Below are 25,472 nucleotides of genomic sequence, written 5' to 3'. Positions count from 1 at the left end.
ATCCGGAAAAAGGATGAGATGCGAGTCCTACGCAGGCAGGATCCGGCGGACGCCCCGGTAGGCTGTGGAGCCGCCGTCGCAGGGAGGTCACGAGTGGCACACGGTGAGGCGACCGTGCTCATCCGCCGTCCGGCCGAGGAGGTCCTGGAGTTCGTCCTCGACCTGCGCCGTTACCGGGAGGTGGACGGCAAGATCGGCGCGATCCACTGGTTGTGGCGCGACGGTGACACGGTCACGTTCCGGTTCCGGCCGAAACTGTTCGGGCTGCCCGGCCCGGCGATGACGCAGCGGGTGGTGCGCACCGGGGACGAGCGGGTCGACGTCGTGCCGTCGCCGAGCGTGCTGGACCGTGTCGTCCGGTTCAGCGGGTCCTTCGTCTGCGCAGGGCACCCGGACGGCACGCTGGTCACCCGGCGGATGGACCTCGTGTTCGCGCCGGCCGTCGCCGCCGTGGCCGACGCCGTGCTGACTCCGTTGCTGGTCCGCGACATGCGCAGGGAACTGCACGCGATCAGGGTGCGCCTGGAGCGCGCGGCCGGCGGGTGAGCCCCGCCGGGCTGCGCGCGGCGGGTGGCTCTCAGGCGTGGCCGAGGATCGGGTGCGGGCGGTAGGGCGCCTCCAGGCGGGCGATCTCGTCCGCGGTCAGCTCGACGTCCAGCGCGGCGATCGCGTCCGCCAGGTGGCCGAGCTTGGTGGCGCCGACGATCGGGGCGGTGACGCCCGGCTTGGCCAGCAGCCAGGCCAGGGCGATCCGCGCGGGCGGCACGTCGTGCTCGGCCGCGACCTCGCGGACCACGTCCACCACGTCGAAGTCGGCGTCGCCGTACAGCATGTCGGAGAAGACGTCGCTGTTCGCGCGTACGGTGTGCTTGACGCCGCCGCGTTCCCGGTTGCCGGCCAGGAAGCCGCGGGCGAGCGGGCTCCACGGGATGAGCCCGACGCCCTGGTCGGCGCAGAGCGGGTTCATCTCCCGTTCCTCCTCGCGGTAGACGAGGTTGTAGTGGTTCTGCATGGTGACGAATCTCGTCCAGCCGTGGCGCTCGGCGGCGTGCTGGGCCTTGGCGAACTGCCAGGCGTACATGCTGGACGCGCCGAGGTAGCGAGCCTTGCCCGCCTTGACGACGTCGTGCAACGCCTCCATGGTCTCCTCGATCGGCGTGTCGGGGTCCCAGCGGTGGATCTGGTAGAGGTCCACGTGGTCGGTGCCCAGGCGGCGCAGCGAGTTGTCGATCGAGGCCATGACGTGCTTGCGGGAGAGTCCCCTGTCGTTCACGCCGTCGCTCATGGGGTGGTAGACCTTCGTGGCCAGCACGTAGTCGTCCCGGTTCGCGAACAGCTTGCCCAGCAGCCGGCCGGTGATCTCCTCGCTCACGCCCAGCGAGTACATGTCGGCGGTGTCGAAGAAGTTGACGCCGGCCTCGACGGCGTGCGCCACGATCGGCTCGGCGACGTCCTCGCCCCGGAACCACTCCCGCTGGGAGGGGTCGCCGTAGGTCATCATGCCCAGGCAGATCCGGGAAACGCGGGTGCCGGTGGTGCCCAGTCGGGTGTACTCCATCAGATGCGCGCGGAACCGGCCCTGAGGTGCCGGCGGGGGGCCGCGCGTCCTCCTCTCACGGATTCGGTGGTGGGTAGATCGTTTCATGCCGGCGTGCACGTGACACGGCCCCGATGCCGGGGCGGTGCCGGGGCCGGGTACCGTCTGCCGCGGGGCATCGGAGTCGAGCGGGGCAGAGGAGCGGTGCGGGTGGCCAGAATCGTGGTGCGGCGGACGCTGCCGACCGAGCCCGCCGTACGGGCGTCGGCCTCGCTGTTCATGACCGAGGCGCGGCGGCAGGGCGTCAGCGCGGGCCGCCGCATGCTGTACGTGGGCCCGGAGCCCGCCGCGGAGCACGTCGCCGCCGCGCTGCGGCTGCCGGCCGGCGCCGAGGTGCTCGCCCGCCGCAAGCTGCTGCTCGCCGACGACGTCCCGGTACGCGTCGCCACCAGCTACTTCCGGCTCGACGTCTTCGGCGGCACCCCGATCGAGGCCCCCGACTTCGTACGGCCGAGCCTCCAGGCCGGGATCGAGGCGCTCGGCCACCGGTTCGGCCGTGCCGACGAGCACCTGATCGCCCGGCCGCCCGCGGGGACGGAGGCGGAGACCCTGGAACTGGACCCGGGGGAGTGGGTCGTCCAGGTGCTGCGGGCCAGCTACTCGGCCGGCGACGTGCCGATCCACACGCTGGAGACCGTCTGCGCCGCCACCCGGCACATCTTCCCGATCACCCAGGTGGCCGGCGCGGACGAGTTCTGAGGTGTCAGCCGAGGCCGGCCACCCGGGCCATCAGCATGACGCCGGCCACGATCACCACGGCGCCGATCAGGTCGAACACCACGCCCGAGCGGACCATCTTGGTGATCGGCACCATGCCGGAGCCGTAGACGATCGCGTTCGGCGGGGTGGAGACCGGCAGCATGAAGCCGTAGGACGCGCCGAAGACCGCGGCGAGCGCCGGGATGAGCGGGTTGACTCCGGCGGCGGCGGCGATCGGCAGGATGATGGGCACCACGATGCCGACGCTGGCGGTGTTGCTGGTCGTCTCGCTGATCACGATGGCGACCAGGGTGGCGAGGACGGTGAGCCCGAGCAGGGAGGACACGCCGAGCAGTGAGGCGACGTTCTGGCCGACGGTCTCGGCGAGGCCGGTGTCCGTCAGCAGCCCGCCGAGCGCGATCCCGGCGCCGAACAGCAGGATCGTGCCCCAGTCGATGCGCACCGCCTCGTTCCAGGTGAGGGTGAACCGCCGGGCGCGCCAGTCGATCGGCAGCACGAAGAGCAGCGCGGCGGCGAGGACCGCCACCACGCCCTCGTCCACGTGCCGGAGCACGCCCCGGTAGAGGTCGGAGTCGTCACCGGCGATGAGCGCGACGACGCCGGGCGTGACCCACAGCGTCACGGCCACGCCGAAGGCGATGAGCGTGTTGCGCTCGCCGGGGCTGAACCGGCCCAGCGCCGAACGCTCCCCGGCGATGTACGCCGCCGCGCCCTCGATCCGCCGCGTCTCCGGCCGGTTCAGCCAGAGCAGCACGACGACGAGCACCGCGAACATCACCAGCACGATCGGCACCGCGATCAGCATCCAGGTGAAGAACGGGATCGTGGTCCCGGTGGCCTCCTCGATGAGCCCGCGCCCGATGAGGTTGGGCGGTGAGCCGATCGGCGTGAGCAGTCCGCCGATGGAGGCGCTGTAGGCGAGCATGAGCATGACGGCGGTGGCGAAGCGCAGCCGCTGCGGGTCGGCGCCCTCGGCGACGAAGCCGGACAGCGTCGCCACCACGCCCAGCGCGATGGGCAGCAGCATCGCGGTGGTCGCGGTGTTCGACACGAAGGCGCTGAGCAGCATCGTGGTCACCCCGAAGACCACGATCGTCCGGTACGTGGAGGTGGCCACGCCCGGCAGCGACAGCATCCGGAAGGCGAACCGGCGGTGCAGCCCGTGCCGCATCATGGCCTCGGCGATGATGAAGCTCCCGATGAACAGGAAGATCGTGGAGCTGGCGAACGAGCCGAAGACGTCGGCGGCGGGGGCCACGCCGGTCAGCACGCACAGCGCGAGGCCGAGCGTCGCGGTGACCGGGATGGGGATGGGCTCGGTGATCCAGGCGATGATCACGAAGGTGAGGATGCCGGCCAGGCCGCGCTGGTCGGCGGTCAGGCCCGGGGTGGCGAGGAAGACGGCCAGCCCGCCCAGGGGGGCGAGGGCGAGACCGGCCGTACGGCGTGCCCGTTCAAACCGCTCTTCGGCCGGGCTCAGTGTTTCCCTGATCTCGTCCAGTGTGCGATAGGTCACATCGCCGATGCTCCATCGGAGATCACAGCCGGGCAAGACCCACTTTGCGAGCCGGCGTCTGGCCTGGGCTTCCCGCCCGGGTGAGCGGTGCTCTTGAAGAGGAGCGTCGCCCAGATGTTCCGGGAAAATGGATTGCGGGGCAGTAATAACTTAAGTAGGCATGGACGGCGCATGCCCTGCGCCCGGTCCATATCCCGCATGTGAGGAGCTTTGCGCCCGACGATGCCTCCAGACAGCCGAGAAACTGGGTCCACCGCCGACGAACCGCCATCTTCTCCCCGCCGCCGCATGTTCTCCGCGTCCCTGTGGCGGCTCAAGTCCTACCTCCGTCCCTACGCGCCCCGCCTGGTCCTCATCTGGCTGGCCACCATCGCCGGCATCGCGGCCGGCATCGCCATCCCGCTGGTGGGGCGGGAGATCATCGACGGTCCCATCGCCCACCGCGACGCGGGCGCCCTCCTCCCGCTCGGCCTGCTCGCGCTGGGCCTCGGGGTGACGGAGGCGTTTCTCACCTTCGTCCGCCGATGGAGCCAGACCGGGCCGGTGCTCGGCCTGGAGACCGCGATCCGCGACGACCTCTACCGGCACCTCCAGCGGCTGCCGATGAGCTTCCACAACGAGTGGCAGTCGGGACAACTGCTGTCCCGCGCGACGACCGACCTGTCCGCCATCCGGAGGTTCTTCGGATTCGGCCTGCTGTTCCTGGTGATGAACATCCTCCAGCTCATCACCGTGACGGTGGTGCTGCTGCAGATGTACTGGCCGCTGGGACTGCTCGTGGCGGCCTCGTCGGTGCCGATCGTGCTGGTGTCGCTGCGCTTCGAGCGGCGGTACATCCGGATCTCCCGCCTGGTCCAGGACCAGCAGGGCGACCTCGCCACGCTGGTCGAGGAGTCCGCGCTCGGCATCCGGACGATCCGCGCCTTCGGCCGCCGCCGGCACGTCTACGACAGCTACGACGGGTCGGCCACGAAGGTCTACGACACCTCGATGGACAAGGTGCGGCTGTCCTCCAGGTTCTTCACCTTCCTGGAGGTCATCCCGAACGTCACGCTCGCCCTGGTGCTGCTGCTCGGCGCGCTGGCGGTCGGCGGCGGCTCGCTGACCCTGGGCACCCTGGTCGCCTTCACCACGCTGATGCTGTCCCTGGTCTGGCCGATCGCCTCGCTCGGCTACATCCTGGCCATGGGACAGGAGGCGATGACCGCCGCCGACCGGGTGATGGAGGCGCTGGACACCGAGCCCGGCATCACCGGCGGCGCGGGCGGCATCGACGTCCCGCGCGGGCACCTGCGCTTCGAGGGGGCCGGGTTCCGCTTCCCCGGCGCCGAACGGCCGGTGCTGCACGACGTCTGGCTCGACGTGCGGCCGGGGGAGACGGTCGCGGTCGTCGGGGCGACGGGGTCGGGCAAGACGACGCTGACCGCCCTGGTGCCGAGGCTGCTGGACGTCACGTCGGGCCGGGTCACCATCGACGGGCACGACGTGCGCGACCTGCCGCTGACCGAGCTGCGCTCGGTGGTGGCCACGGCGTTCGAGGAGCCGACGCTGTTCTCGATGAGCGTGCGGGAGAACCTCATGCTCGGCCGCGGGGACGCCTCCGAGGAGGAGATGGAGGCCGCCATCGAGGTCGCCCAGGCCGGGTTCGTGCACGACCTGCCCTGGGGGCTGGACACCCGGATCGGCGAGCAGGGCCTGTCGCTGTCCGGCGGCCAGCGGCAGCGGCTGGCGCTGGCCCGCGCGGTGCTCAGCAAGCCCAGGATCCTCGTCCTCGACGACACCCTGTCCGCCCTGGACGTGGAGACCGAGGCCCTGGTGGAGGAGGCCCTGCGCCAGGTGCTGGCGGAGGCGACCGGCGTCGTCGTCGCCCACCGCGCCTCCACCGTGCTGCTCGCCGACAAGGTGGCGCTGCTGCGCGACGGCACGATCACGCACGTCGGGCGGCACCAGGACCTGCTGGCCGAGGTGCCGGAATACCGCGAGCTGCTCGCCCAGGACGCCGACCTCGACCAGGAGGGGGTGCTGCGATGACGACCACCGGCACCCCCGTGCGCGAGCCGCAGGGCTGGCGCGGGGTCGCGGCGGAGAACCGGGACGACCTGCCGGAGAACGTCTCCCTGCTGCTGCGGACGAGATCCCGGCGGCTGCTCGGCGACCTGCTGCGCCCGCACAAGAAGGCGATCGCCCTCCTCGTCGCGATCATCCTGGTCAGCAACGCCGCCGGGCTGGCCATCCCGTACCTCGTCAAGGTCGGCATCGACAGCGGTATCCCGCCGATGCTGCGCGGCCAGGGTTCGGGGTCGCTGCTGACCGTCGTCGCGGTGATCCTCACCGCGGCCCTGGTGCAGGCGTTCACCCGGCAGGTCTTCCTCAAGCTCTCCGGGAAGATCGGCCAGGGCATCCTGCTGGAGCTGCGCCGCCGGGTCTTCGACCACTTCCAGCGGCTGTCGCTGTCCTTCCACGAGCGGTACACCTCCGGCCGGGTGATCTCCCGGCTCACCTCCGACGTCGAGGCGATCGCCGAACTCCTCCAGTCGGGCTTCGACAGCATCGTCACCGCCGTCCTGACGCTCGTCGGCACGGCTGTCCTGCTGATCGTGCTCGACGTGCACCTGGGACTGGTCGCGCTGATCCCGCTGCCGGTGCTGCTGCTGTTCACCCGCTGGTTCCGGCGTGAGTCGAGCCTCGTCTACCGGCGCACCCGGGAGGCGGTCGCGCTGGTGATCGTCCACTTCGTGGAGTCGATGACCGGCATCCGGGCGGTCCAGGCGTTCCGCAGGGAGCCGCGCAACCAGGAGATCTTCGAGGAGCTCAACGAGAACTACCGGCTGGCCAACAGGCAGAGCATGCGGCTGGTCGCGCTGTTCATGCCGGGGGTCAAGCTCATCGGCAACGTCACCGTGGCCGCCGTGCTCCTCTACGGCGGCTGGCTCGCCTTCCAGGACGAGGTCACGGTCGGCGTGCTGGCGGCGTTCCTGCTGTACCTGCGGCAGTTCTACGAGCCGATGCAGGAGATCAGCCAGTTCTACAACACCCTCCAGTCGGCCGGGGCGGCACTGGAGAAGCTCTCCGGCGTGCTGGAGGAGGAGCCGGAGGTGGCCGAGCCGGCGCAGCCGGTGCCGCTGCCGCGCGTGGCGGGCGAAGTGCGGTTCGAGGGCGTGGAGTTCTCCTACGTCAAGGAGATGCCGATCCTGCCCCGGCTGGACCTCGTGGTGCCCGCCGGGCAGACGGTCGCGGTGGTCGGCGCGACCGGGGCGGGCAAGACGACCCTGGCCAAGCTGATCGCCCGGTTCTACGACCCGACGGCCGGGCGCGTGCTGCTGGACGGCGTCAACCTGCGAGACCTCGACGAGGAGGCCCTCCGCCGCGCCGTCGTCATGGTCACCCAGGAGAACTTCCTGTTCAGCGGCACCGTGGCGGACAACATCCGGTTCGGCCGCCCCGGCGCGTCGATGGCCGAGGTGGTCGCCGCCGCCGAGGCGATCGGGGCGCACGAGTTCATCTCCGGCCTGCCGGAGGGCTACGAGACCGAGGTCGGCAAGCGCGGCGGCCGGATGTCGGCGGGACAGCGGCAGCTCGTGGCGTTCGCCCGGGCGTTCCTGGCCGATCCCGCCGTGCTCATCCTGGACGAGGCCACCTCCAGCCTCGACGTGCCGAGCGAACGGCTGGTCCAGCGCGCCCTGCGCACGATTCTCGCCGACCGCACCGCCCTGATCATCGCGCACCGGCTGTCCACCGTGGAGATCGCCGAGCGGGTGCTGGTGATGGAGGCCGGCCGGATCGTCGAGGACGGTCCGCCCGCGCTCCTCGTCGCCGGCTCCGGCCGGTACGCGGGCCTGCACCGGGCCTGGCTGGAGAGCCTGGCCTGACGGCCGCCCGCCGGTACCCCGGTCCAGGGGTACCGGCGGAGGTCCGCGTTCAGCCGGAGGAGAGCTGGCCGAGTTTCACGTTGACGGTGCGGGTGGTGCCGTCGGGGCGGAAGAGCCGTACCTGGGCCGTGCCGCCGGGCCGCAGCGAGGCCAGGACCTCGGACAGTTCGGTGGTGGTGGGCGTCGGGGTGTTGTTGACGGCCGTGATGATGTCACCCGCGCGGATGCCCGCCGTCGCGGCGCCGCCGCCCCGGGTGACCTGCACGACGTTGACCCCGACGGGCTGCCCGTCGTTGTCGATCGCCGTGCTTGCGGTGATGCCGAGCGCCGCCCGGCGCGAGTTGGTGACCCGGCCCTGTTTGACGATCTGGGTGGCGATGTCGGTGGCGGTGTTGCTGGGGATCGCGAACCCGATGCCGGGCGCCGCCCCGCCGCCGATCTGCGGATCGACCGCCGCCAGCGTGGGGATGCCGATGACCTCGCCGCGCAGGTTCACCAGCGCGCCGCCGCTGTTGCCCGGGTTGATCGCCGCCGAGGTCTGGATCGCGTTGGTGATGGTGGCCCCGGGCGAGCCGGCTTCCTGGGGCTCGGTGACCGTACGGCCGACCGCCGAGACGATGCCGTTGGTCACGCTTCCCGACAGGCCGAGCGGATTGCCCATCGCCAGGACGATCTGCCCGACCCTGGTCCTGCTCGAATCGCCGAACTTGGCCGGGGTGAGCCCGGAGGGATCACTCACCCTGATGACGGCCAGGTCGCCGGCCGGGAACGACTGGACGAGCTGGGCGCGCCGGGGCGACCCGCCGGTCGCCGGAGTCACCTGGAACTGCTCGGAGTCGCCGATCACGTGCGCGTTGGTGATGATGTGGCCCTTGGTGTCGAAGATGACACCCGAGCCCAGGCCCTGCCTGGTGGTGATCTGGACGATGGACGGCAGCACGTTCGTGATGACGGACTGGTACGCCGCTTCGAGGGCGAACGGGGAGTTCGGTGGCAACGCCGTACGGGACGGCGCCGCGGAGGGGGTGGGCTGGGGTGAGGCGAAGTTCGTCCCGCACCCGCCGACCGCCATGAGCGTGACGGCTATCACGGCCGTTCTCAACCGAAGCCGGAGAGTTTGATGGCCCATGCGAGCCTTCTTCCCTATGAGGCGGGTAGGTACGCGTCTCGCAGGCCGCGGCGGCTCGGTTTCCCCGGTGGGGTGGGACGGGTGGGGCGGCGGTGGCGATCTCGTGGCAGCCACTCCTCACGGAATGTGACCCCGCCATCCCAGAAGGAGATTCTGTTAGTCGGGCATAGAGGCTTGACCTGGGGAGATGCGGTTTTGTTAACAGATGCCGGGCTGCGTCGGAGCGTATTCTGACGTAGCCTGCGGCCATGACGGACGTCGTCGGAGACCCTTCGCGAGACCCCGAGACGGGCCACTCGGCCGATGTCCCCGACGGCTCGGCCCATGCCCTCGACGGCTCGGCCACTGCCGCCGACGGCTCGGCCGATGTCCCTGACGGCTCTGCCGCTGCCCCCGGCCGCAACCCGGCACCCGGCGCGCCCGATCCCTACGACGCGTCCGACGCCACCACCCCGATCCCCCGCCTCCGCGCCGACGGCACCCCGGTCACCGGCCCCCAGTGGCCCGCCCGCCCCGCGGCCCCCGCCGGTCCCACCACTCCCGGGTCCACCCCTCCGTCTCGGCCCTCGTCGTCGCCCGGCCGCCGCCCCTACTCGACATCCGTGGACTCCCAGGGGCCCGCGCCGCGCCCGTCATCCTCGCCGCGCCAGTCACCCTCGTCACGTCCGTCGCACTCGTCCCCGCCGTCGCACTCGTCCCCGCCGTCGCACTCGTCCCCGCACCCGTCCTCGTCGTCGCCCGGGTCCGCGTCCTCGCCCGGGTCCTCGCCCGCGCAGCGCCGGTCGCCGCGGCCTTTCGCGCCGCCGCCGGACGCCGTCGGGGACGCCGAGGAGACGCTGACGGTACGCCGCCGGCCTTCTGGACCGTTCCCTCCCGCGACCTCCGGCCCCCGCCCACCCGCCACCTCCACGCCGCCGCCGTCCACACCGGTGCCGCCGCCGTCTTCGCCGTCGTCGGCGCCGTCGCGGTCCGGGTCGCCATCCGGGCGGTCGTCCGGCTGGGGGGCTCCGCCGTCGCCTGAGCCGTTCTCGCCCGGTGGGCCGCCGTCGTCTCCGTCCGGCCCGCATGCCCCCGGCTCGTTCCCTTCCGGCCCGTACCCCTCCGGTTCGTCGCCCTTCGCCCCGTCATCCTCCGGGCCGTCCCCCGCGTCGCCCTCCGGTCCGCCTTCCGGCGGCGCGCCGTACGGGGGGTTCGGGGGTGCGCCCCTCGGCGGCTCTCCGGGCGGGCCGGGCTTCGGTGCGGAGCGCAGGGTGGGGGCGCCGCGGGCGTCCGGGGAAGGGTTCCTGGCGCGGATGGTGACGAAGGTCGGGGACACGCCGCTGCGGGTCATCTACGGGATCGGGGCCACCCTGATCACGGCGCTGATCGTCTTCCTCATCTTCGTGTTCTTCTCGGGGGACGAGCCCAGGGGGGAGACCGGCATGGGCGCCACGGCGGGAACGGCGGCCGTGGCCGCGGCCCCCCTGCACCCGCGCGACGACGTCCCGCCGACACGCTGATCCGCCCCCGCGCCTCGACCGGCCGTGCCGGGAAGCCACGTCGCGAATGCCCAGCCTGTGCGGCGAAGTCGTGCCGAGGGAGGCCCGTGCGGTGAAGTCGTGCCGAGGGAGTCCCGGCCCTGTAGCGGATACGGCCACCGTCCGAGGTGGCGCCGCCGTCTCGTAGGTGGCCGGGGCGGTCGGTGTGAGGGCTGGTGGGGTGGGCGGTCCGGTGGGGTGGGAGGGGTGGTGTTTCCGGGTGCGGGGTCGCGGTGGAAGCATGTTCCAGAATATGATTCTGGGGATGAGGCAGGCAGCAGCCGTGTGGAGGGTGACATGGGGATCGGGCTGAGCGAGGAGCACGAGGCGCTCCGCGAGTCGGTGGCCGGGTGGGCCGAGCGGAACGTGTCCTCCGAGGTGGTGCGGGCCGCGGTGGCGGCCGAGACCGAGGAGCGGCCGGGGTTCTGGAGCGGTCTCGCCGACCAGGGGCTGCTCGGCCTGCACCTGCCCGAGGAGCACGGAGGTTCGGGGTACGGGCTGCTGGAGGCCGCGGTCGCCGTCGAGGCGCTGGCCGAGCGGGTCGCCCCGGGGCCGTTCGTGCCGACCGTGCTGGCGAGCGCCGTCATCCTCGCCTCGGACGGCAAGGCGCGGGCGGAGCTGCTGCCCGGCCTGGCGGACGGCACCGTGACCGGCGCGGTCGCGCTCGACGGGAGCCTGACCGGCGCCTGGGGCGAGGACGGCGTGCTGACCGTCTCCGGCGTCGCGGAGTTCGTGCTGGGAGCCGCGCTCGCCGACGTGATCGTGCTGCCGGTGAGCACCGGGCAGGGCGAGGAGTGGGTCGTCCTGGCCAAGGAGCACGTCACGGTCACCCCGGTCAAGTCGCTCGACCTGACCCGCGGCGTGGCCAGGGTCGAGGCCGACGGCGTCGCCGTACCGGCCGAGCGGGTCCTCGACGGGCTGCGCGCGCCGCGGGTGCGGGAACTGGCGGCGATCGTGCTCGGCGCCGAGGCGACCGGGCTGGCCTCGTGGTGCGTGCGGGCGGCGGCCGACTACGCCAAGGTGCGCGAGCAGTTCGGGCGGCCGATCGGGCAGTTCCAGGGGATCAAGCACAAGCTGTCGCGCATGCTGGTCGCGCTGGAGCAGGCCAGGGCGACGGTGTGGGACGCCACCACGGCCGAGGGCGACGAGCTGGCCTACGCCGCCGCGATCGCCGGCGTGATGGCGCCCGACGCGGCCGTGCAGTGCGCGAAGGACGCGGTGCAGACCTTCGGCGGCATCGGCTACACCTTCGAGCACGACGTGCACCTGTACTACCGCCGCGCGCTGACCCTGCGCTCCCTGCTCGGTTCCTCCGCCGAGTGGTCGTCGGCCGTGGCCGAGCTGGCGCTCAACGGCGTCTCCCGGGAGATGGAGATCGAGCTGCCCGAGGAGGCGGAGTCGCTCCGCGCCGGGCTGCGGGCGGAGATCGCGGAGATCGCCAAGCTGGAGGGCAGGGACCAGAAGCGGGCCCTGGCCGCTGCCGGCTTCGTCATGCCGCACCTGCCCAGGCCGTGGGGCCGGGCCGCGAAGCCGCTGGAGCAGGTGCTCATCCACCAGGAGCTGCGCGCGGCCAAGGTCAGGCTCCCCGCCATGATCATCGGCGCCTGGGTCGTGCCGTCGATCGCCGCCTACGGCACCAAGGAGCAGCAGGAGCGCTTCCTGCCCCCCACGCTGAGCGGCGAGATGATGTGGTGCCAGCTCTTCAGCGAGCCCGGCGCCGGTTCCGACCTGGCCGGCCTGCAGATGAGGGCCGAGAAGGTCGATGGCGGCTGGAAGCTCAACGGCCAGAAGATCTGGACGTCGGTGGCCCACTTCGCCGAGTGGGGCATCTGCATCGCACGGTCCAACCCGGACAAGCCCAAGCACGCCGGCATCACCTACTTCCTGGTGAACATGAAGGACGCCGGCGTGACCGTGCGCCCGCTCACCGAGATGACCGGAGAGAACCTGTTCAACGAGGTCTTCATGGACGACGTCTTCGTGCCGGACGCGATGGTCGTGGGCGACGTGGACGACGGCTGGCGGGTGGCCAGGAACACGCTGTCCAACGAGCGCGTGTCGCTGTCCTCGGGTTCCGGCGGCACCGGCGCCGCGCTGCCCGACCTGCTGGGCATGATCGCGCAACTGGGCCGGGAGCTGACCCCGGCCGAGCGGCTGCACCTCGCCGGCGTGGTCTGCGAGGCGCACTCGATCAACGCGCTGTCCCTGCGGGTGACGCTCAAGCAGCTCGCCGGCTCCGAGCCGGGCGCGGACGCGTCCGTGCGCAAGCTGCTGTCCACCTCGCACGCCCAGCACGTCTCGGAGTGCGCGGTGGACCTGCTCGGCCCGGCCGCCACGGCGGCGGCGGACGTCAAGGCCGGCGCCGCCGGCTTCTGGAACCGCGCCGTGCTCGCCACCCGCGCCATGACGATCTACGGCGGCACCACCGAGGTCCAGCTCAACATCATCGGCGAGCGGATGCTCGGCCTGCCCCGGGACCCCGAGCCCGGCAAGTGATCACGACGCCCGGACGGGAGTCTCCGGCTCCCGTCCGGCGGCGGACCGGTGGGTGAACCTTTCAGGACGGGCATCCCTCTGACGACCATCGGAAAGATGGATCTTCTCCGCGGACGTCAACGAACAGCCGGAAAGAGATACTGTCCCCCGACATGAAGGGTATGCGGGACGCCACCCGGCAAGCCGTACGCTCCGCGGACGTCCGCACCGTGCGCGCGGGGCGGGCCCGCGCGTTCGTCCGGGCGTTACGGCCCCGGCAGTGGGTGAAGAACACGCTGGTCCTGGCCGCGCCCGTCGCGGCCGGGGTGCTGGACACCCTCTCCGGAGTGCTGGCCGTGCTCGTCGCCTTCGCCGCGTTCTGCCTCGCCGCGAGCGGCACCTACCTGCTCAACGACGCCGCCGACGCCGAGGCCGACCGGCTGCACCCGCGCAAGCGGTTCCGGCCGGTCGCCTCCGGCGCGGTCTCCGTACGGCTGGCCCGGGTCGCCGGCACGGCGCTGCTCCTTCTCGCCCCCGCGCTGGCCGCGCTGACCGGGGACTGGCGGCTGCCCGCCGTCGTCGCCGGTTACATCGCGCTCGCCCTGCTCTACACGGTCTGGCTCAAGCACCAGCCGGTCGTCGACATGGTGGCCGTCGCCGGCTGCCACGTGCTCCGCGCCTTCGCCGGGGCGGTCGCCGTGGGGGTGCCGGTGACGAGCTGGTTCCTGGTGGTGATCTCGCTCGGCTCGCTCCAGCTCATCGCGGGCAAACGGGAGGTCGAGCTGCGCGCGCACGGCGCCGCGGGCACCCGGCCCGCCCTCGCCCACTACAGCCCCGGCTACCTGGCCCAGGTGCGCACCCTGTGCTCGGGCGCCATGATCGTGACCTACTGCCTGTGGGCGCTGAACGAGCATCCCGGCGTCCTCTACGCGGTCAGCATCGTGCCGTTCGTCCTCGTCGTCCTGCGGCACAATCTTCTCGTGGACAAGGGGCACGGCGAGGAGCCGGAGGAGCTGGCGCTGCGCGACCGGCCCACGCAGTTGTTCGTCGCCGCGCAACTGCTGCTGCTCATCCTGGCGATCTACGTACCGGGGCTGCGATGACCTTCCTGACCGGCTGGGGCCGTACCGCGCCCACCCGGGCCACCGTCGCCCGGCCCCGCACCGTCGCGGACCTCGCCGCCGTCCTCGCCCGCGCACCCGGGCGCGGGGTCGCGGTGCGCGGCCTCGGCCGCTCCTACGGCGACGCCGCCCAGAACGCCGGCGGCCTCGTGCTGGACTGCACCCACCTGCGCTCCTGGACCCTCGACGAGGCGACCGGCCTGGTCACCGCCGCCGGGGGAGTGAGCCTGCACGACCTGATGACCGGCCTGCTGCCGCGTGGCTGGTTCGTCCCGGTGAGCCCCGGTACCCGGCATGTCACGGTGGGCGGCGCGATCGCCGCCGACGTGCACGGCAAGAACCACCACGCCGACTCCTCCTTCGCCGCGCACGTCCGTTCGCTCACGCTGGTCACCGCGGACGGCCGTGCCGTGACGCTCACCCCGCGGGACCCGTTGTTCTGGGCGACGGCCGGCGGCATGGGCCTGACCGGGGTCATCGCCGAGGCGACCTTCGCCTGCGTGCCCGTCGAGTCCTCGTGGATGCGGGTGGACGTCGAGCGCACCGGCGACCTGGACGAGACCCTCGCGGTGATGACCGCCACCGACGACCGCTACCGCTACACGGTGGCCTGGATCGACCTGCTCGCCACCGGCAGGCACACCGGCAGGAGCGTCCTCACCCGGGGCGACCACGCGCGCCGCGCCGACGTGCCCGCCGGGCGCGACCCGCTCGCCTTCGCCCCGGCCGCCCGGCTCAAGGCCCCGCCGTGGGCGCCCGGCGGCCTGCTCAACCCGGTCACCGTCCGCGCCTTCAACGAGGCGTGGTACCGCAGGGCGCCCCAGGCCAGGCGCGGCCTGATCCAGGGTGTCGCGCCGTTCTTCCACCCGCTCGACGGCGTCCAGGGGTGGAACCGGATGTACGGCTCGCGCGGGTTCGTGCAGTACCAGTTCGTCGTGCCGTCCGGCGGGGAGGCGACGTTGCGGCGGATCGTGGCCCGGCTGTCGTCCGAGGGCGTGGTGTCGTTCCTGACCGTGCTCAAGCGCTTCGGCCCCGGCACGCCCGGCCCGCTGTCCTTCCCGATGCCCGGCTGGACGCTGGCGCTGGACATCCCGGCCGGGCGGCCCGGCCTGGCCGCGCTGCTGCGGCTGTGCGACCGGTGGGTGGCCGACGCGGGCGGCCGTGTCTACCTCGCCAAGGACTCCCGGCTGAGCGCAGCCGCCCTGGCCGAGATGTACCCGCGCCTGGACGAGTGGCGTGCCCTGCGCGAACAGGCCGACCCGACCGGCGTGTTCCGCTCCGACCTGGCGAGGAGACTGGACCTGTGAAGAACGCCCTCGGCTCCGTGGACACGGTGCTGCTGCTCGGCGGGCGCAGCGAGATCGGCCTGGCCATCGCCGGGCGCCTCGCCCGCGAAGGCGCCCGCAAGATCATCCTTGCCTCCCGCCCCGGTCCGTCACCGGCTCCCGCGTTCGGCGGCGCCGAGGTCCACCACCTGGACTTCGACGCGGCCGACCCGGCCGGGCACGGCGCGGTGTTCGACGCGGCGGTCAAGCTCGCCGGCGATCTCGACGTGGTCATCGCCGCCTTCGGCGTGCTCGGCGACCAGGCGGCCTACGAGGAGGACCCGCAGGCCGCCGCCGAGTCCGTCGGCGTCAACCTCGCCGGGCACGTCTCGGCCGGGCTGCACGCCGCCCGCCTGTTGCGCGAACAGGGCCACGGCACGCTCGTCGTGCTCTCCTCGGTCGCCGGGGTGCGGGTCCGCCGGGCCAACTTCGTGTACGGCGCCGCGAAGGCCGGGCTGGACGGCTTCGCCCAGGGACTCGGCGACGCGCTGCACGGCTCCGGAGCCCGTGTCATGATCGTCCGCCCGGGGTTCGTGCGCGGCAGGATGACCGCCGGCCTGCCCGCCGCCCCGATGGCCACCACGCCGGACGCCGTCGCCCGCGCCGTGGCCGCCGGGCTGCGCGCGGACGCCGGGGTCGTCTGGGTCCCGTCGAAGCTGCGCCCCGTCTTCGCCGTCATGCGCCTGCTCCCGCGGGCGATCTGGCGCAGACTACCCAGGTGAAACACGTTCTCGGTCGTACTGCCTGCCGTACTGGCCATCGTCGGTAGAACGCGTTGCAGTTGGCTGGAGTGCCGCCTACGCTCAGGCCATGCGGACACGTGTCACGGACATGTTCGGGATCGAGTTTCCGATCTTCGCGTTCAGTCACTGCCGAGACGTCGTCGCAGCGGTCAGCCGCGCCGGTGGCATGGGCGTGCTCGGCGGTGACCATGCGGGCACGGATGCGACTTAATGTCGGCATGAAGTCAAGCGCGCAACTGACCATCGGGGACGTCGCGGCGCGTTTCGGGCTGGCGACCCATGTGCTGCGCCACTGGGAGTCGGTGGGCCTGCTCGCGCCGGTCCGGGTGGCCGGCGGGCGGCGGCGGTACGGCGACGCCGACCTCTACCGGGTCGCGATCATCCTGCGGGCCAAGGAGGCGGGGCTCGGCCTGGAGGACATCCGGGAGATGCTCACCGCATCCGACCCGGCCTCCCGGCGGGAGGTCTTCCGCCGGCACCGTGCCGGGCTGGCCCGCAGGATCGCCGAGGCGCAGATCTCGCTCGACCTCATCGACCGCGCCCTGAACTGCGAACACGACGACATCACCCGCTGCCCGAACTTCCGGCGGGCGGTCCGCGACCGCGTGCGTCTCCCCACCCCGCTAGCCCCGTCGGCCCCGTCGGCCCCGCCGACCCTGCCGGCCCCGTCCGCCCCGCGAGTCGGGTAGGCCCGCGCGTCGCCCGGCGGTTCTCAGGCCGTCTTGACCGAGCCGCCGTCGATGAGGTGGTCGGCGCCGGTGACGCTGGCGGCCAGCGGGGAGCCCAGGTAGGCGATGAGCGTGGCGACCTCGGCGGGTTCGACGAGACGACCGGTGACCATGCCCGTCGCGGACGGGAGCCCGGCGAGGAGGTCCTCCAGCGGCAGCCCCATCGCGGTGGCGAGCCCGGCGCCGTACCCGTCGGGGGACTGCCACAGGGCGGTGCGCACCGGGCCGGGGGAGACCGTGTTGACCCGCACCCCCTGCGGGCCGAGCTCCTCGGTGAGGGCCTTGCCGAAGGCGGTCAGGGCGGCCTTGGCGGTGGTGTAGGGGGCGGGGCCGGCGTGCGGGACGCGGGCGCCGTTGGAGGAGACGTTGACGACGGCGCCACGCCGCCGTACGAGGCTGGGCACGGCGGCGCGGGTGACGCCGACCGTGGCGAAGAAGTTCAGGTCGAAGATCTCGTGCCAGAGCCGGTCGTCGAAGTCGAGGATGCCGCCGACGCCGCTCCCGTCGCCCCCGCCGACGTTGTTGACGAGCAGGTCGATGTCGCCCAGCTCGGCGAGCGCGGCGTCGATCAGGCGCCGCGGGCCGTCCGCGCCGGTCAGGTCCACCGCGACGGTGAACGCCCCCGACTCGCGCAGCTCGGGGGTGATCGTGCGGGCGGCGGCGACCACCCGCATCCCCTCGCCGACCAGCGTGGTGACGGTGGCCAGGCCGATGCCCCGGCTGGCACCGGTCACGACGGCGGTCTTGCCGGTCAACTGCAGATCCATGGCGTATCCCTTGGCACAAGTCGGTTCATTTGCGATGCGACAACCGTAGTAGTCGCAACATTGATGATGCAACTCTGCGTCCAGGTGTATCCTGTGCCACCAGTTCAGAGGGGGAGTGGATGACTCAGCCGCGAGCGCTTCGCGCCGACTCCGAGCGGACCGTGCGGGCGATCCTGGAAGCCGCCGAGCGGGTGCTCTCCGGCAACCCCGCGGCGACGATGGAGCAGATCGCCGAGGCCGCGCACGTCGCCCGCACCACCGTGCACCGCCGCTTCGCCACCCGCGAGGCGCTCGTCGAAGCGCTGGCCGCGTGGGCCGCCGACCAGTTCGCCGCCGCAGTCGCCGCCGCCCGGCCGGACACCGCCCCGCCCCTGGTCGCCCTCTACCAGGTCACCGCCAACGTGCTCCGAGTCAAGATCGGCTGGCGGTACGCGCTGGGCCGGGCCGCCTCGGCAAGTCCCGAGGTGGCCCGCGTGCACGCCGACGTCCTCGAAGGGTGCGACCGGCTGATCCGCCGCGCGCAGTCCGTGGGCGCCCTGCGCGCCGACATCGACCCCGTCTGGTGTCGCCGCGTCTACTACGCCCTCATCTTCGAGGTCACCCAGGGCCACGAACTCGACGACACGGACATCGACGCCCTCGCCACCCGCGTCGTGGACACCCTGCTCCGCGGCTTCGGCGCCGCCCCGCACGACGCCGCCCTGCGGGCCTGAGAAAACCTCCCGGACGGATGTCGAATCCGCGCTCCCCCGTTCGAGGCGTAGACGGCGGCCGATCCGCACGCGACAGAGGGGAACTGCACGGCATGGCCGCCCTTTCACGCAGAACGTCGTCGGCCCCGGCGAACGCACCGCGGGCCGCGGAGGAAAGGCGGCACCATGCGACACCTGGTCACCTTGAAGGCCGTCCGCACCACGTCTCCGCCGCCGCCCGAGCTGACGGCGGCGATCGCGGGGCTCGGCGAGGAGACGGCCGGGTCCGGCGCGCCGATGGACTTCGGAGCCCCCTCTTGACCGCCGACCGGGGTACGGAAGGGCGTCCAGGCGGGGACACTGCGGCGGCGGGTGATCCCGGCGGTGGTCTTGGCGAGGCGGGCGGCTCAGGCGGTGGGCCTGGCGGTGGTCCCGGCGGTGGTCTTGGCGAGGTGGGTGGCTCAGGCTGTGGTCTTGGGGGTGGTCCCGGCGAGGTGGGTGGTTCGGGCGGTGGGCCTGGTGAGGTGGATGGTTCCGGTGGGGCTGATCCGCGGAAGGCCGTCGAGGCGGTGTGGCGGATCGAGTCCGCCCGGTTGATCGCCGGGCTGGCCCGGGTCGTGGGCGACGTCGGCCTCGCCGAGGAACTCGCCCAGGACGCGCTGGTCATCGCCCTGGAACGGTGGCCGGAGGACGGCGTACCGGACATCCCGGGCGCCTGGCTCATGGCCACCGCCAAGCACCGCGCGATCGACCAACTGCGCCGCAGGACCCGCTACCAGAGCAAGCTCCAGGAGCTCGGCCGCGAGTACGAGACCAGGCAGGACACCCGGGAGGCGGAGACGGATGCCAGACTCGACGACCACATCGGCGACGACCTGCTCCGGCTGATCTTCACGGCCTGCCACCCGGTGCTGTCCACCGAGGCCCGGGTGGCGCTCACCCTGCGGCTGCTCGGCGGCCTGACCACGGACGAGATCGCGCGGGCTTTCCTGGCCGCCGAGCCGACCGTCGCCCAGCGGATCGTCCGCGCCAAGCGCACCCTCACCGCGAAGAAGGTGCCCTTCGAGATGCCCGCCCCTGCCGAGCTGACCGACCGGCTCGGATCCGTGCTGGAGGTCATCTATCTGATCTTCAACGAGGGGTACGCGGCGACCGCGGGGCCGGACTGGACGCGGCCCGACCTGTGCCAGGAGGCGCTGCGGCTCGGCCGGGTCCTCGCCGGCCTCATGCCGGGGGAGGCCGAGGTGCACGGCCTGGTGGCTTTGATGGAGATCCAGGCGTCGCGCATGCGGGCGCGGCTGGGCCCCGCAGGGGAGCCCGTCCTGCTCCTCGACCAGGACCGCAGGCTGTGGGACCGGCTGCTCATCCGCCGCGGCCTGGCCGCGCTGGCCCGCGCCGAGGCGCTGGGCGGCACGTTCGGCCCGTACGCGTTGCAGGCCGCGCTCGCCGCCTGCCACGCCCGCGCGCACACGGCGCGGGACACCGACTGGGGGCGGATCGCCGCGCTCTACGCGGTCCTCGCGTGGGTCTCGCCGTCGCCGGTGGTGGAGCTGAACCGGGCGGTCGCGGTCGGCATGGCCGAGGGCCCCGCCGCGGGCCTGGCGCTCGCCGACGCCCTGTCCGCCGAGCGAGCCCTGGAAGGGTACGCGATGCTGCCCGCCGTCCGCGGGGATCTGCTGGCCAGGCTCGGCCGGATGGCGGAGGCACGCCGCGAGTTCGAACGCGCCGCCGCTCTCACCAGGAACGAACGCGAACGCACGATCTTCCTCAACCGCGCCGCCACCTGCACCCACCCTGCCCCCTGAACCCCTCACTACCCCCCGGAAGCCAAGGGCGGAATCCAGGGTCAGCCTGTGGTGAGGGTGGGTGGTGGGTCAGTTTGTGGTGAGGGCGAGGGCTATGGGGTCGTCGGCGCCGGCGCCCTGTTTGAAGGCGGTTGCGTAGGCTTCGGCGCCCAGGGCCTTGCGGACCAGGCCGTCGGCGTCGAGGTGGGCCCGGTGGAACGGCTCGGCGAGCATGACGCCGAACGAGCGGCGCAGGGCGTGGGCCGCGCCCAGCAGCCGGGCGGCCTGGTCGTGGTCGCCGGTCGCCGCGGCCGTCCAGGCGAGCACCTCGACGCCCCAGGTGGGCGACCAGCGGTCGTCCAGGTCGCGCTGGCGGCGCACCGAGTCGCGGAACAGCCGCGCGGCCCGGTGCGGGTCGCCGTGCCGCAGCTCGGCGAGCCCCAGCCCCCACAGCGCCCAGGAGATGGCCCACGCCGCCTGGTGCGCCTCCGCCTCGGCGAGGTACTCCCGCCCGGCGGCGAGCGCGGTGTCCCGGTCGCCGAGGAACGCCGCGGCCATCGCCCACAGCAGCGTGCTCAGGTGGTGGTCGCCGACCTCCCCTTCGAGCCGGAACCGGTCCCTGGCCCGCGCCAGCAGCTCGATGGCCCGCGGATCCCCCTCGGCGAGCATCGCGTGGGCGCCCTCCCCGAGCGTGACGGTGGCCACGCTGGTGCCCGCTTCAACGGCCGCGCTGACGGCCGTGCCGGTGCCCACGCCGGTGCCGGTGCCCGCGCCGGTGGCCCCAGTGGCGGCCCCGGTGGTGGCGAGGTTGTCGCCGGGGAGGCGGTCGGCGAGGTCGCGGCAGTCGGCGAGGAAGACGTCGGCCGCACGGCGGTCGCCCTGGCTGAGCGCGATCCAGGTGACGAGCGCGGCGCCGCTCGCGCGCAGGGCGTCGGGCGAGCGGGGCTGCGCGGCGAGCGTGCGCTCCAGCCAGTGCCGCCCCTCGGCGGGCGTACCGCAGAAGAACCAGCACTGGGCCCGGGTGAGGTTCACCGCGATCTCCAGGCCGGACCGCGCCTGCCCCTCCCAGGTGACGCAGAAGTCCATCGCCGCCCGCAGGTTGGGCAGCTCGCGGCGCAGCCGGGACAGCCACTCGCCCTCGCGCGGGCCGCACCAGTCGGCGGCGGCCCCGGCGGCGAGGCCCTGGTAGTGGTCGCGGTGCCGGTGCCGCAGCGCCGCGTCCTGGCCGAGGCCGTGCAGCCGCCGCCCGCCGTACTGGCGGATGGTCTCCAGCAGCCGGTAGCGGCTGCGGCCGGCGCCGGTGCGCGCGATGACGATCGACTTGTGCACGAGACCGGCGAGCAGGTCGATGACGTCGTTCCGGTCGATCCCGTCGCCGGAGCACACGACCTCGGCCGCGGTGAGGTCGAAACCGCCGGCGAAGACGGACAGCCGGGCCCACAGCCACTGCTCCTGCTCGGTGCACAGCTCGTGGCTCCAGTCGACGACGCCCTGCAGGGTGCGCTGGTAGCGCGGGGTGGCGGGCGGGTCGGGGTCGCCGGTCAGCAGCCGGAACCGGTCGTCGAGCCGCTCCAGGATCTCCGCCACGGACAGCGTGCCCAGCCGTACGGCGGCGAGCTCGACGGCGAGCGGGATGCCGTCGAGCCGGCGGCACAGCTGGACGACGGCCTCCCGGTTGTCGTCGGTGATCCGGAAGCCCGGGGCGGCGGCCACGGCCCGGTCGGCCAGCAGCCGCACGGCCTCGGAACCGATGGGCGAGGACCCGTCGTCGCCGGGGCCGGGCACGGTGAGCGGCGGCACGGTCAGCACGTGCTCGCCCTGCACGCCGAGGCGTTGCCTACTGGTGGCCAGCACCCGCAGGCCGGGGAGCGCGCGCAGCAGGGCGCCGGTCAGCGCGGCGACCGGGGCCACCACGTGCTCGCAGTTGTCCAGCACCAGGAGCACCCGCTTGCCGCGCAGGTGCTCGACGAGGATCTGCACGCCCGGCCGGGCCGACTGGTCGCGCAGCCCGAGGGCCTCGGCGACGGCCAGCTCCAGCAGACCGGGCTCGGTGAGCGGGGCGAGGTCCACCAGCCACACGCCGTCCGGGAAGGCGGCGGACACCTGGGCGGCCGTGCGCAGCGCCAGCCGGGTCTTGCCCACGCCGCCGACGCCGGTCAGGGTGACGAGCCGGGAGGTCTCCAGCAGCTGCCCGGCCTGGGCGAGCTGCCGCTCGCGGCCGACGAACGTCGTCATCTCGGCGGGCAGGTTGCCGGTGACCTGTTCGACGCCGCGGCACACGACCGGGCCGTTCAGCGAGGGGTCGGCGGTGAGCATCCGCTGGTGCAGTCGGCGCAGCTCCTCGCCCGGGTCGACGCCCAGCTCCTCGGCGAGCAGCTCGCCGACGGCGTGGAAGCAGTGCAGCGCCTCGCTCTGCCGTCCCGACCGGTAGAGCGCCAGCATGCGCTGGGCCCAGAAGCGCTCCTGGAGCGGGTGCGCCCCGGTCAGCTCGCGCAGCTCGGGGAGCAGGTTGCGGTGCCGGCCGAGGCGCAGCTCGGCCTCGATCCTGGCCTCGACCGCGGTCAGCCGGCGCTCGGCGAGGGCGGGCGCCACCTCCTGCTGGAGCCGCTCGGAGGGCAGGCCGGCCAGCGGCTCCCCGCGCCACAGCGCGAGCGCCGCGCCGAGCAGCGCCGCCGCCCGCTCCGGGTCGTCGGCGTCCGCGGCGCGGCCCACCAGGGCGTCGAAGCGGTGCAGGTCGAGCGCGCCCTCGGCCACCCGCAGGAGGTAGCCGCCGGGCCGGGACAGCAGCGGGCACTCGGCGCCGGTGCCGCCCAGCAGCCGCCGGACCCGCAGCACGTAGTTCTGCAGGGTGTTGCGGACCCCGCCCGGCGGGTCGTCCCCCCACAGCCGGGCCACCAGCGTCTCGACCGGGACGACCCGGTTGGCGTCGAGCAGCAGCGAGGCCACGAGCACCCGCTGCTTGGCCGCGTCGATCGCCAGCGGGGTGCCGTCGCGTGACACCTCAAGCGGTCCCAGAATCCCGAACTCGAAACCCATCGCCCCTGTCCAAGCCGAGTCAAGACGACTTCACGTGGTGAGGCATGCACTCACCGTCATCATGACATGGCTCTGCGTGACTGTCGAGTGACCCGGAGGTGACCTAGCCGAGGAGCGAGGTGATCATCTTGGCGCTGTCGTCGTGGCCGGCGGCGGCGTCGGCCAGCCGTTCCATCGTGCTCAGGTACGTCTCGACCTCTTCGCGCTTGTCCATGTAGAGCACGCCGGCCGGCTGCTCCAGGAAGACCACGTCGGGCAGGTCGGGTTCGGCGAAGCGGAGCACCGTGTAGGACTGGCCGGACAGCGCGAACGTGCCGGTGGCGAACGGGACGATCTGGATGGTGACGTTGGGCAGCGTGCCCATGTGGATCAGGTGGTCGAGCTGCTCGCGCATCACCGGGGAGTCGGGGCCGAGGCGGCGGAGCGCGGCTTCGTCCAGCACCGCCCACAGCCGCAGGGCGCCCGGCTCGGTGAGGAGCCGCTGCCGGCGGAGCTGGATGTCCACGAGGCGCTCGATCTCGGCGCCGGTCGCGTCCTGGAGCATGAACCTGGTGCGGGCGCGGGCGTAGTCCCTGGTCTGGAGCAGGGCGGGGACGGTGTGCGACTCGTAGACGCGGATCACCGAGGCGGCCTCCTCCAGGCCGAGGTAGGTGCCGAACCCGTGCGGCAGGACGTCGTTGTGCCGGTGCCACCAGCCGGGCCGGCTCGCCTGCTGGGACAGGTCGAGCAGTTTGGCCCGCTCGTCGTCGTCGGCGACGCCGTACAGGGTGAGGAGGTCGGCGACGTCGCGCTCCTTGAAGGGGCTGCGGCCCAGCTCCAGGCGGCTGATCTTGGACTCGCTGGCCCGGATCGCCCAGCCCGCGTCCTCCCGCGAGATGTGCGCGTGCTCGCGCAGGCGGCGCAGGTGGCCGCCCACCTGGATGCGCAGTGCGGTGGGCCCGGCATTCGCCTGCCTGGGGAGCCCGTCGGCGCTCTCCTCCTGCTCCGCCATATCGACTTCTCCTGAAATTCACGGTCCCGGCATGTGGTCTCTGCACACAGTAGTCCTCACGGCACGCTGATGCACGTGCAGATGGCTGTGCATACAATCTTCTATTCCGCCTATGCAGATGCACGTGCATGTAGTTGACCAAAATGACCGAAAGTGTTGAGGGTACCGCGTGGGCGGAGCCCTCGGCGCGCTACCGCCCCGGTACGAGACGGGCGGCCCGGGACTCCAGGTAGCGCCGCTCGGGCAGGCTGGCCGTACGGCGGGCCGCGAGGGCGTAGGCGTCGCGGGCGGACGCCAGGTCGCCGGCGAGTTCCAGCAGGTGGGCGCGTACCGCGTCGAGCCGGTGGTGCCCGGCCAGCCGGTCGTCGGCGTCCAGCGGGGCCAGCAGGTCGAGCCCGGCGCGCGGGCCGCGCACCATCGCCACCGCCACGGCGTGGTTGAGCGTGCCCATCGGGTTGGGCGAGACCCGGTTGAGCAGCTCGTACAGCGCGAGGATCTGCGGCCAGTCGGTGTCCTCCGCGCGCTCCGCCTCGTCGTGCACGGCGGCGATGGCGGCCTGGAGCTGGTAGGGGCCGAGCGGGGCGCGGGACAGCGACGCGCTGACGAGCGCGACGCCCTCGGCGATGAGCTCCCGGTCCCACCGGTCCCGGTCCTGCTCGGCGAGCGGGATCAGCTGCCCGTCGGAGCCGGTGCGGGCCGGTCGCCGGGCGTCGGTGAGCAGCATGAGCGCGAGCAGGCCGCCGGTCTCCGCGTCGCCGGGCAGCAGCCGGCACAGCGCCCGGGTGAGCCGGATCGCCTCCCCGGTGAGCTCGGCGCGGTGCAGCTCCGGGCCGGAGGTGGCGGTGTAGCCCTCGTTGAAGATCAGGTAGAGCACGTGCAGGACCACCCGCAGCCGCTCGGCCCGCTCGGACTCGGGCGGCATCCGGAAGGCGGCCCCGGCGGCCCTGATGCGCTGCTTGGCCCGGCTGATCCGCTGGCCCATCGTCGTCTCGGGCACCATGAAGGCGTGCGCGATCTGCGCCGTGGTCAGCCCGCCGACGGCGCGCAGGGTGAGCGCGACCTGCGAGGGCGCGGACAGCGCGGGATGGCAGCACAGGAAGAGCAGGGTGAGCGTGTCGTCCTGGTCCGCGGCGGTCTCCGCGTCGGCGGCGGGCGCGAGGGAATCCTCGGGCCGCTGCGCCGCGACCGACGCCTCCCTGCGCCTGCGCGCCTCCTCGCTGCGGACCTGGTCGGCCATCCGGCGCGCGGCCACCGTGATCAGCCAGCCGCGCGGCGCCTCGGGGACGCCTTCCTGCGGCCACTGCACGGCGGCGGCGAGCAGTGCCTCCTGCACCGCGTCCTCGGCGAGGTCGAAGTCGCCGTGGCGCCGCACGAGCACGCCCAGCACCTGCGGGGCCAGCTCCCGCAACAACTCTTCGACGGCCTGTTCCGATGTCACCCGTCCATCCTGGCCGCCCTCCGC

21 protein-coding genes and 1 pseudogene are annotated in these 25,472 nt (G+C 73.1%); 14 read left to right on the top strand and 8 right to left on the bottom strand.

From position 1 onward, the window contains the following. Positions 1 to 93: 93 nt before the first annotated feature. Entirely contained in the window at positions 94 to 546 is a 453-nt protein-coding gene (locus QSK26_RS02065; RefSeq protein ID WP_285773192.1) for an SRPBCC family protein, read from the top strand. A gap of 31 nt (positions 547 to 577) precedes the next feature. Here the strand turns inward: QSK26_RS02065 and QSK26_RS02060 are convergent, their stop codons facing one another. Continuing rightward, complete coding sequence (locus QSK26_RS02060) at positions 578 to 1,558, bottom strand: aldo/keto reductase (RefSeq protein ID WP_285773191.1); 981 nt, start codon at positions 1,556 to 1,558, stop codon at positions 578 to 580. Positions 1,559 to 1,747: 189 nt separating this feature from the next. On the opposite strand from QSK26_RS02060, the gene QSK26_RS02055 reads away from it, so the two are divergent. After that, positions 1,748 to 2,296, top strand: coding sequence for a GntR family transcriptional regulator (locus tag QSK26_RS02055; RefSeq protein WP_285773190.1), 549 nt, complete (start codon positions 1,748 to 1,750; stop codon positions 2,294 to 2,296). A gap of 4 nt (positions 2,297 to 2,300) precedes the next feature. Here the strand turns inward: QSK26_RS02055 and QSK26_RS02050 are convergent, their stop codons facing one another. After that, positions 2,301 to 3,833, bottom strand: a complete 1,533-nt coding sequence (locus QSK26_RS02050) for an SLC13 family permease (RefSeq protein WP_285773189.1) — start codon at positions 3,831 to 3,833, stop codon at positions 2,301 to 2,303. Positions 3,834 to 4,121: 288 nt separating this feature from the next. Between QSK26_RS02050 and QSK26_RS02045 the strand changes: the two genes are divergently transcribed. Further along, a complete protein-coding gene (locus QSK26_RS02045) occupies positions 4,122 to 5,864 on the top strand; it encodes an ABC transporter ATP-binding protein (protein WP_285773188.1) in 1,743 nt (580 codons plus the stop codon). Then, positions 5,861 to 7,702 carry an ABC transporter ATP-binding protein gene (locus QSK26_RS02040; RefSeq protein ID WP_285773187.1) on the top strand — a complete coding sequence of 614 codons (1,842 nt, stop codon included), beginning with the start codon at positions 5,861 to 5,863 and terminating at the stop codon, positions 7,700 to 7,702. Before QSK26_RS02045 ends, QSK26_RS02040 begins: the two co-directional genes overlap by 4 nt. A 49-nt stretch (positions 7,703 to 7,751) precedes the next feature. On the opposite strand, the gene QSK26_RS02035 is transcribed toward QSK26_RS02040, so the two are convergent. Both QSK26_RS02035 and QSK26_RS02030 read right to left on the bottom strand, forming a co-directional pair. Continuing rightward, entirely contained in the window at positions 7,752 to 8,792 is a 1,041-nt protein-coding gene (locus tag QSK26_RS02035) for a S1C family serine protease (protein ID WP_285773186.1), read from the bottom strand. Between the two features lie 628 nt (positions 8,793 to 9,420). Beyond that, on the bottom strand, positions 9,421 to 10,146 hold the full coding sequence (locus tag QSK26_RS02030; protein WP_285773185.1) for a hypothetical protein: 726 nt from the start codon (positions 10,144 to 10,146) through the stop codon (positions 9,421 to 9,423). Between QSK26_RS02030 and QSK26_RS02025 the strand changes: the two genes are divergently transcribed. From QSK26_RS02025 to QSK26_RS01995, 7 genes and pseudogenes are all read left to right on the top strand, one after another. Next, positions 10,124 to 10,330, top strand: a complete 207-nt coding sequence (locus QSK26_RS02025) for a hypothetical protein (protein WP_285773184.1) — start codon at positions 10,124 to 10,126, stop codon at positions 10,328 to 10,330. The two genes, QSK26_RS02030 and QSK26_RS02025, sit on opposite strands and share 23 nt — an antisense overlap. Positions 10,331 to 10,645: 315 nt before the next feature. Beyond that, positions 10,646 to 12,844: an acyl-CoA dehydrogenase family protein gene (locus QSK26_RS02020; protein WP_285773183.1), complete on the top strand. Its 2,199-nt coding sequence runs from the start codon at positions 10,646 to 10,648 to the stop codon at positions 12,842 to 12,844. Positions 12,845 to 13,005: 161 nt separating this feature from the next. Continuing rightward, positions 13,006 to 13,926, top strand: a complete 921-nt coding sequence (locus tag QSK26_RS02015) for a decaprenyl-phosphate phosphoribosyltransferase (protein ID WP_285773525.1) — start codon at positions 13,006 to 13,008, stop codon at positions 13,924 to 13,926. After that, the gene (dprE1, locus tag QSK26_RS02010) at positions 13,923 to 15,251 is read left to right on the top strand and encodes an FAD-binding oxidoreductase (protein ID WP_285773182.1); all 1,329 of its coding nucleotides are present in this window, start codon (positions 13,923 to 13,925) and stop codon (positions 15,249 to 15,251) included. The genes QSK26_RS02015 and dprE1 overlap by 4 nt, the downstream gene beginning before the upstream one ends. Next, the gene (gene dprE2 / locus QSK26_RS02005) at positions 15,248 to 15,991 is read left to right on the top strand and encodes a decaprenylphospho-beta-D-erythro-pentofuranosid-2-ulose 2-reductase (protein WP_285773181.1); all 744 of its coding nucleotides are present in this window, start codon (positions 15,248 to 15,250) and stop codon (positions 15,989 to 15,991) included. The genes dprE1 and dprE2 overlap by 4 nt, the downstream gene beginning before the upstream one ends. A gap of 88 nt (positions 15,992 to 16,079) precedes the next feature. Further along, positions 16,080 to 16,193, top strand: a pseudogene (locus QSK26_RS02000) (nitronate monooxygenase); the annotation flags it as partial. Positions 16,194 to 16,230: 37 nt separating this feature from the next. Then, complete coding sequence (locus QSK26_RS01995; RefSeq protein WP_285773180.1) at positions 16,231 to 16,701, top strand: MerR family transcriptional regulator; 471 nt, start codon at positions 16,231 to 16,233, stop codon at positions 16,699 to 16,701. 23 nt (positions 16,702 to 16,724) lie between these two features. Here QSK26_RS01995 and QSK26_RS01990 read toward each other — a convergent pair whose 3' ends face one another. Next, entirely contained in the window at positions 16,725 to 17,507 is a 783-nt protein-coding gene (locus QSK26_RS01990) for an SDR family NAD(P)-dependent oxidoreductase (RefSeq protein ID WP_285773179.1), read from the bottom strand. Between the two features lie 119 nt (positions 17,508 to 17,626). Here QSK26_RS01990 and QSK26_RS01985 point away from each other — a divergent pair, with 119 nt between their 5' ends. The 3 genes from QSK26_RS01985 to QSK26_RS01975 all read left to right on the top strand — a co-directional run bounded on the left by QSK26_RS01985 (position 17,627) and on the right by QSK26_RS01975 (position 20,004). After that, the gene (locus QSK26_RS01985; protein ID WP_285773178.1) at positions 17,627 to 18,220 is read left to right on the top strand and encodes a TetR/AcrR family transcriptional regulator; all 594 of its coding nucleotides are present in this window, start codon (positions 17,627 to 17,629) and stop codon (positions 18,218 to 18,220) included. A gap of 165 nt (positions 18,221 to 18,385) precedes the next feature. Further along, positions 18,386 to 18,520 (top strand): hypothetical protein, encoded by a 135-nt coding sequence (locus QSK26_RS01980; protein ID WP_285773177.1) that lies wholly within the window; start codon positions 18,386 to 18,388, stop codon positions 18,518 to 18,520. Between the two features lie 203 nt (positions 18,521 to 18,723). After that, complete coding sequence (locus tag QSK26_RS01975) at positions 18,724 to 20,004, top strand: RNA polymerase sigma factor (protein ID WP_285773176.1); 1,281 nt, start codon at positions 18,724 to 18,726, stop codon at positions 20,002 to 20,004. 69 nt (positions 20,005 to 20,073) lie between these two features. Here the strand turns inward: QSK26_RS01975 and QSK26_RS01970 are convergent, their stop codons facing one another. The 3 genes from QSK26_RS01970 to QSK26_RS01960 form a co-directional block, all read right to left on the bottom strand. Next, positions 20,074 to 23,019, bottom strand: a complete 2,946-nt coding sequence (locus tag QSK26_RS01970) for an AfsR/SARP family transcriptional regulator (protein ID WP_285773175.1) — start codon at positions 23,017 to 23,019, stop codon at positions 20,074 to 20,076. A gap of 103 nt (positions 23,020 to 23,122) precedes the next feature. Further along, the gene (locus tag QSK26_RS01965; RefSeq protein ID WP_285773174.1) at positions 23,123 to 24,010 is read right to left on the bottom strand and encodes a helix-turn-helix domain-containing protein; all 888 of its coding nucleotides are present in this window, start codon (positions 24,008 to 24,010) and stop codon (positions 23,123 to 23,125) included. 190 nt (positions 24,011 to 24,200) lie between these two features. Next, complete coding sequence (locus tag QSK26_RS01960; protein ID WP_285773173.1) at positions 24,201 to 25,448, bottom strand: RNA polymerase sigma factor; 1,248 nt, start codon at positions 25,446 to 25,448, stop codon at positions 24,201 to 24,203. Positions 25,449 to 25,472: the final 24 nt, after the last annotated feature.

Source organism: Microtetraspora sp. NBRC 13810, assembly GCF_030268685.1.
In the GTDB taxonomy this organism is placed as follows: Bacteria; Actinomycetota; Actinomycetes; order Streptosporangiales; family Streptosporangiaceae; genus BSRQ01.
The sequence above is the reverse complement of the archived record's forward strand: the minus strand, read 5'-3'. Positions and strand labels throughout refer to the sequence as shown.

Excerpts from the sequence above, each read along its gene's own strand:
- QSK26_RS02060 (WP_285773191.1), bottom strand. The coding sequence starts at position 1,558 with ATGGAGTACACCCGACTGGGCACCACCGGCACCCGCGTTTCCCGGATC.
- QSK26_RS02045 (WP_285773188.1), top strand. The coding sequence starts at position 4,122 with ATGTTCTCCGCGTCCCTGTGGCGGCTCAAGTCCTACCTCCGTCCCTAC.
- QSK26_RS02040 (WP_285773187.1), top strand. The coding sequence starts at position 5,861 with ATGACGACCACCGGCACCCCCGTGCGCGAGCCGCAGGGCTGGCGCGGG.
- QSK26_RS02025 (WP_285773184.1), top strand. The coding sequence starts at position 10,124 with ATGGTGACGAAGGTCGGGGACACGCCGCTGCGGGTCATCTACGGGATC.
- QSK26_RS02020 (WP_285773183.1), top strand. The coding sequence starts at position 10,646 with ATGGGGATCGGGCTGAGCGAGGAGCACGAGGCGCTCCGCGAGTCGGTG.
- QSK26_RS02015 (WP_285773525.1), top strand. The coding sequence starts at position 13,006 with ATGCGGGACGCCACCCGGCAAGCCGTACGCTCCGCGGACGTCCGCACC.
- dprE1 (WP_285773182.1), top strand. The coding sequence starts at position 13,923 with ATGACCTTCCTGACCGGCTGGGGCCGTACCGCGCCCACCCGGGCCACC.
- QSK26_RS01995 (WP_285773180.1), top strand. The coding sequence starts at position 16,231 with ATGAAGTCAAGCGCGCAACTGACCATCGGGGACGTCGCGGCGCGTTTC.
- QSK26_RS01990 (WP_285773179.1), bottom strand. The coding sequence starts at position 17,507 with ATGGATCTGCAGTTGACCGGCAAGACCGCCGTCGTGACCGGTGCCAGC.
- QSK26_RS01985 (WP_285773178.1), top strand. The coding sequence starts at position 17,627 with ATGACTCAGCCGCGAGCGCTTCGCGCCGACTCCGAGCGGACCGTGCGG.
- QSK26_RS01980 (WP_285773177.1), top strand. The coding sequence starts at position 18,386 with ATGCGACACCTGGTCACCTTGAAGGCCGTCCGCACCACGTCTCCGCCG.
- QSK26_RS01970 (WP_285773175.1), bottom strand. The coding sequence starts at position 23,019 with ATGGGTTTCGAGTTCGGGATTCTGGGACCGCTTGAGGTGTCACGCGAC.
- QSK26_RS01965 (WP_285773174.1), bottom strand. The coding sequence starts at position 24,010 with ATGGCGGAGCAGGAGGAGAGCGCCGACGGGCTCCCCAGGCAGGCGAAT.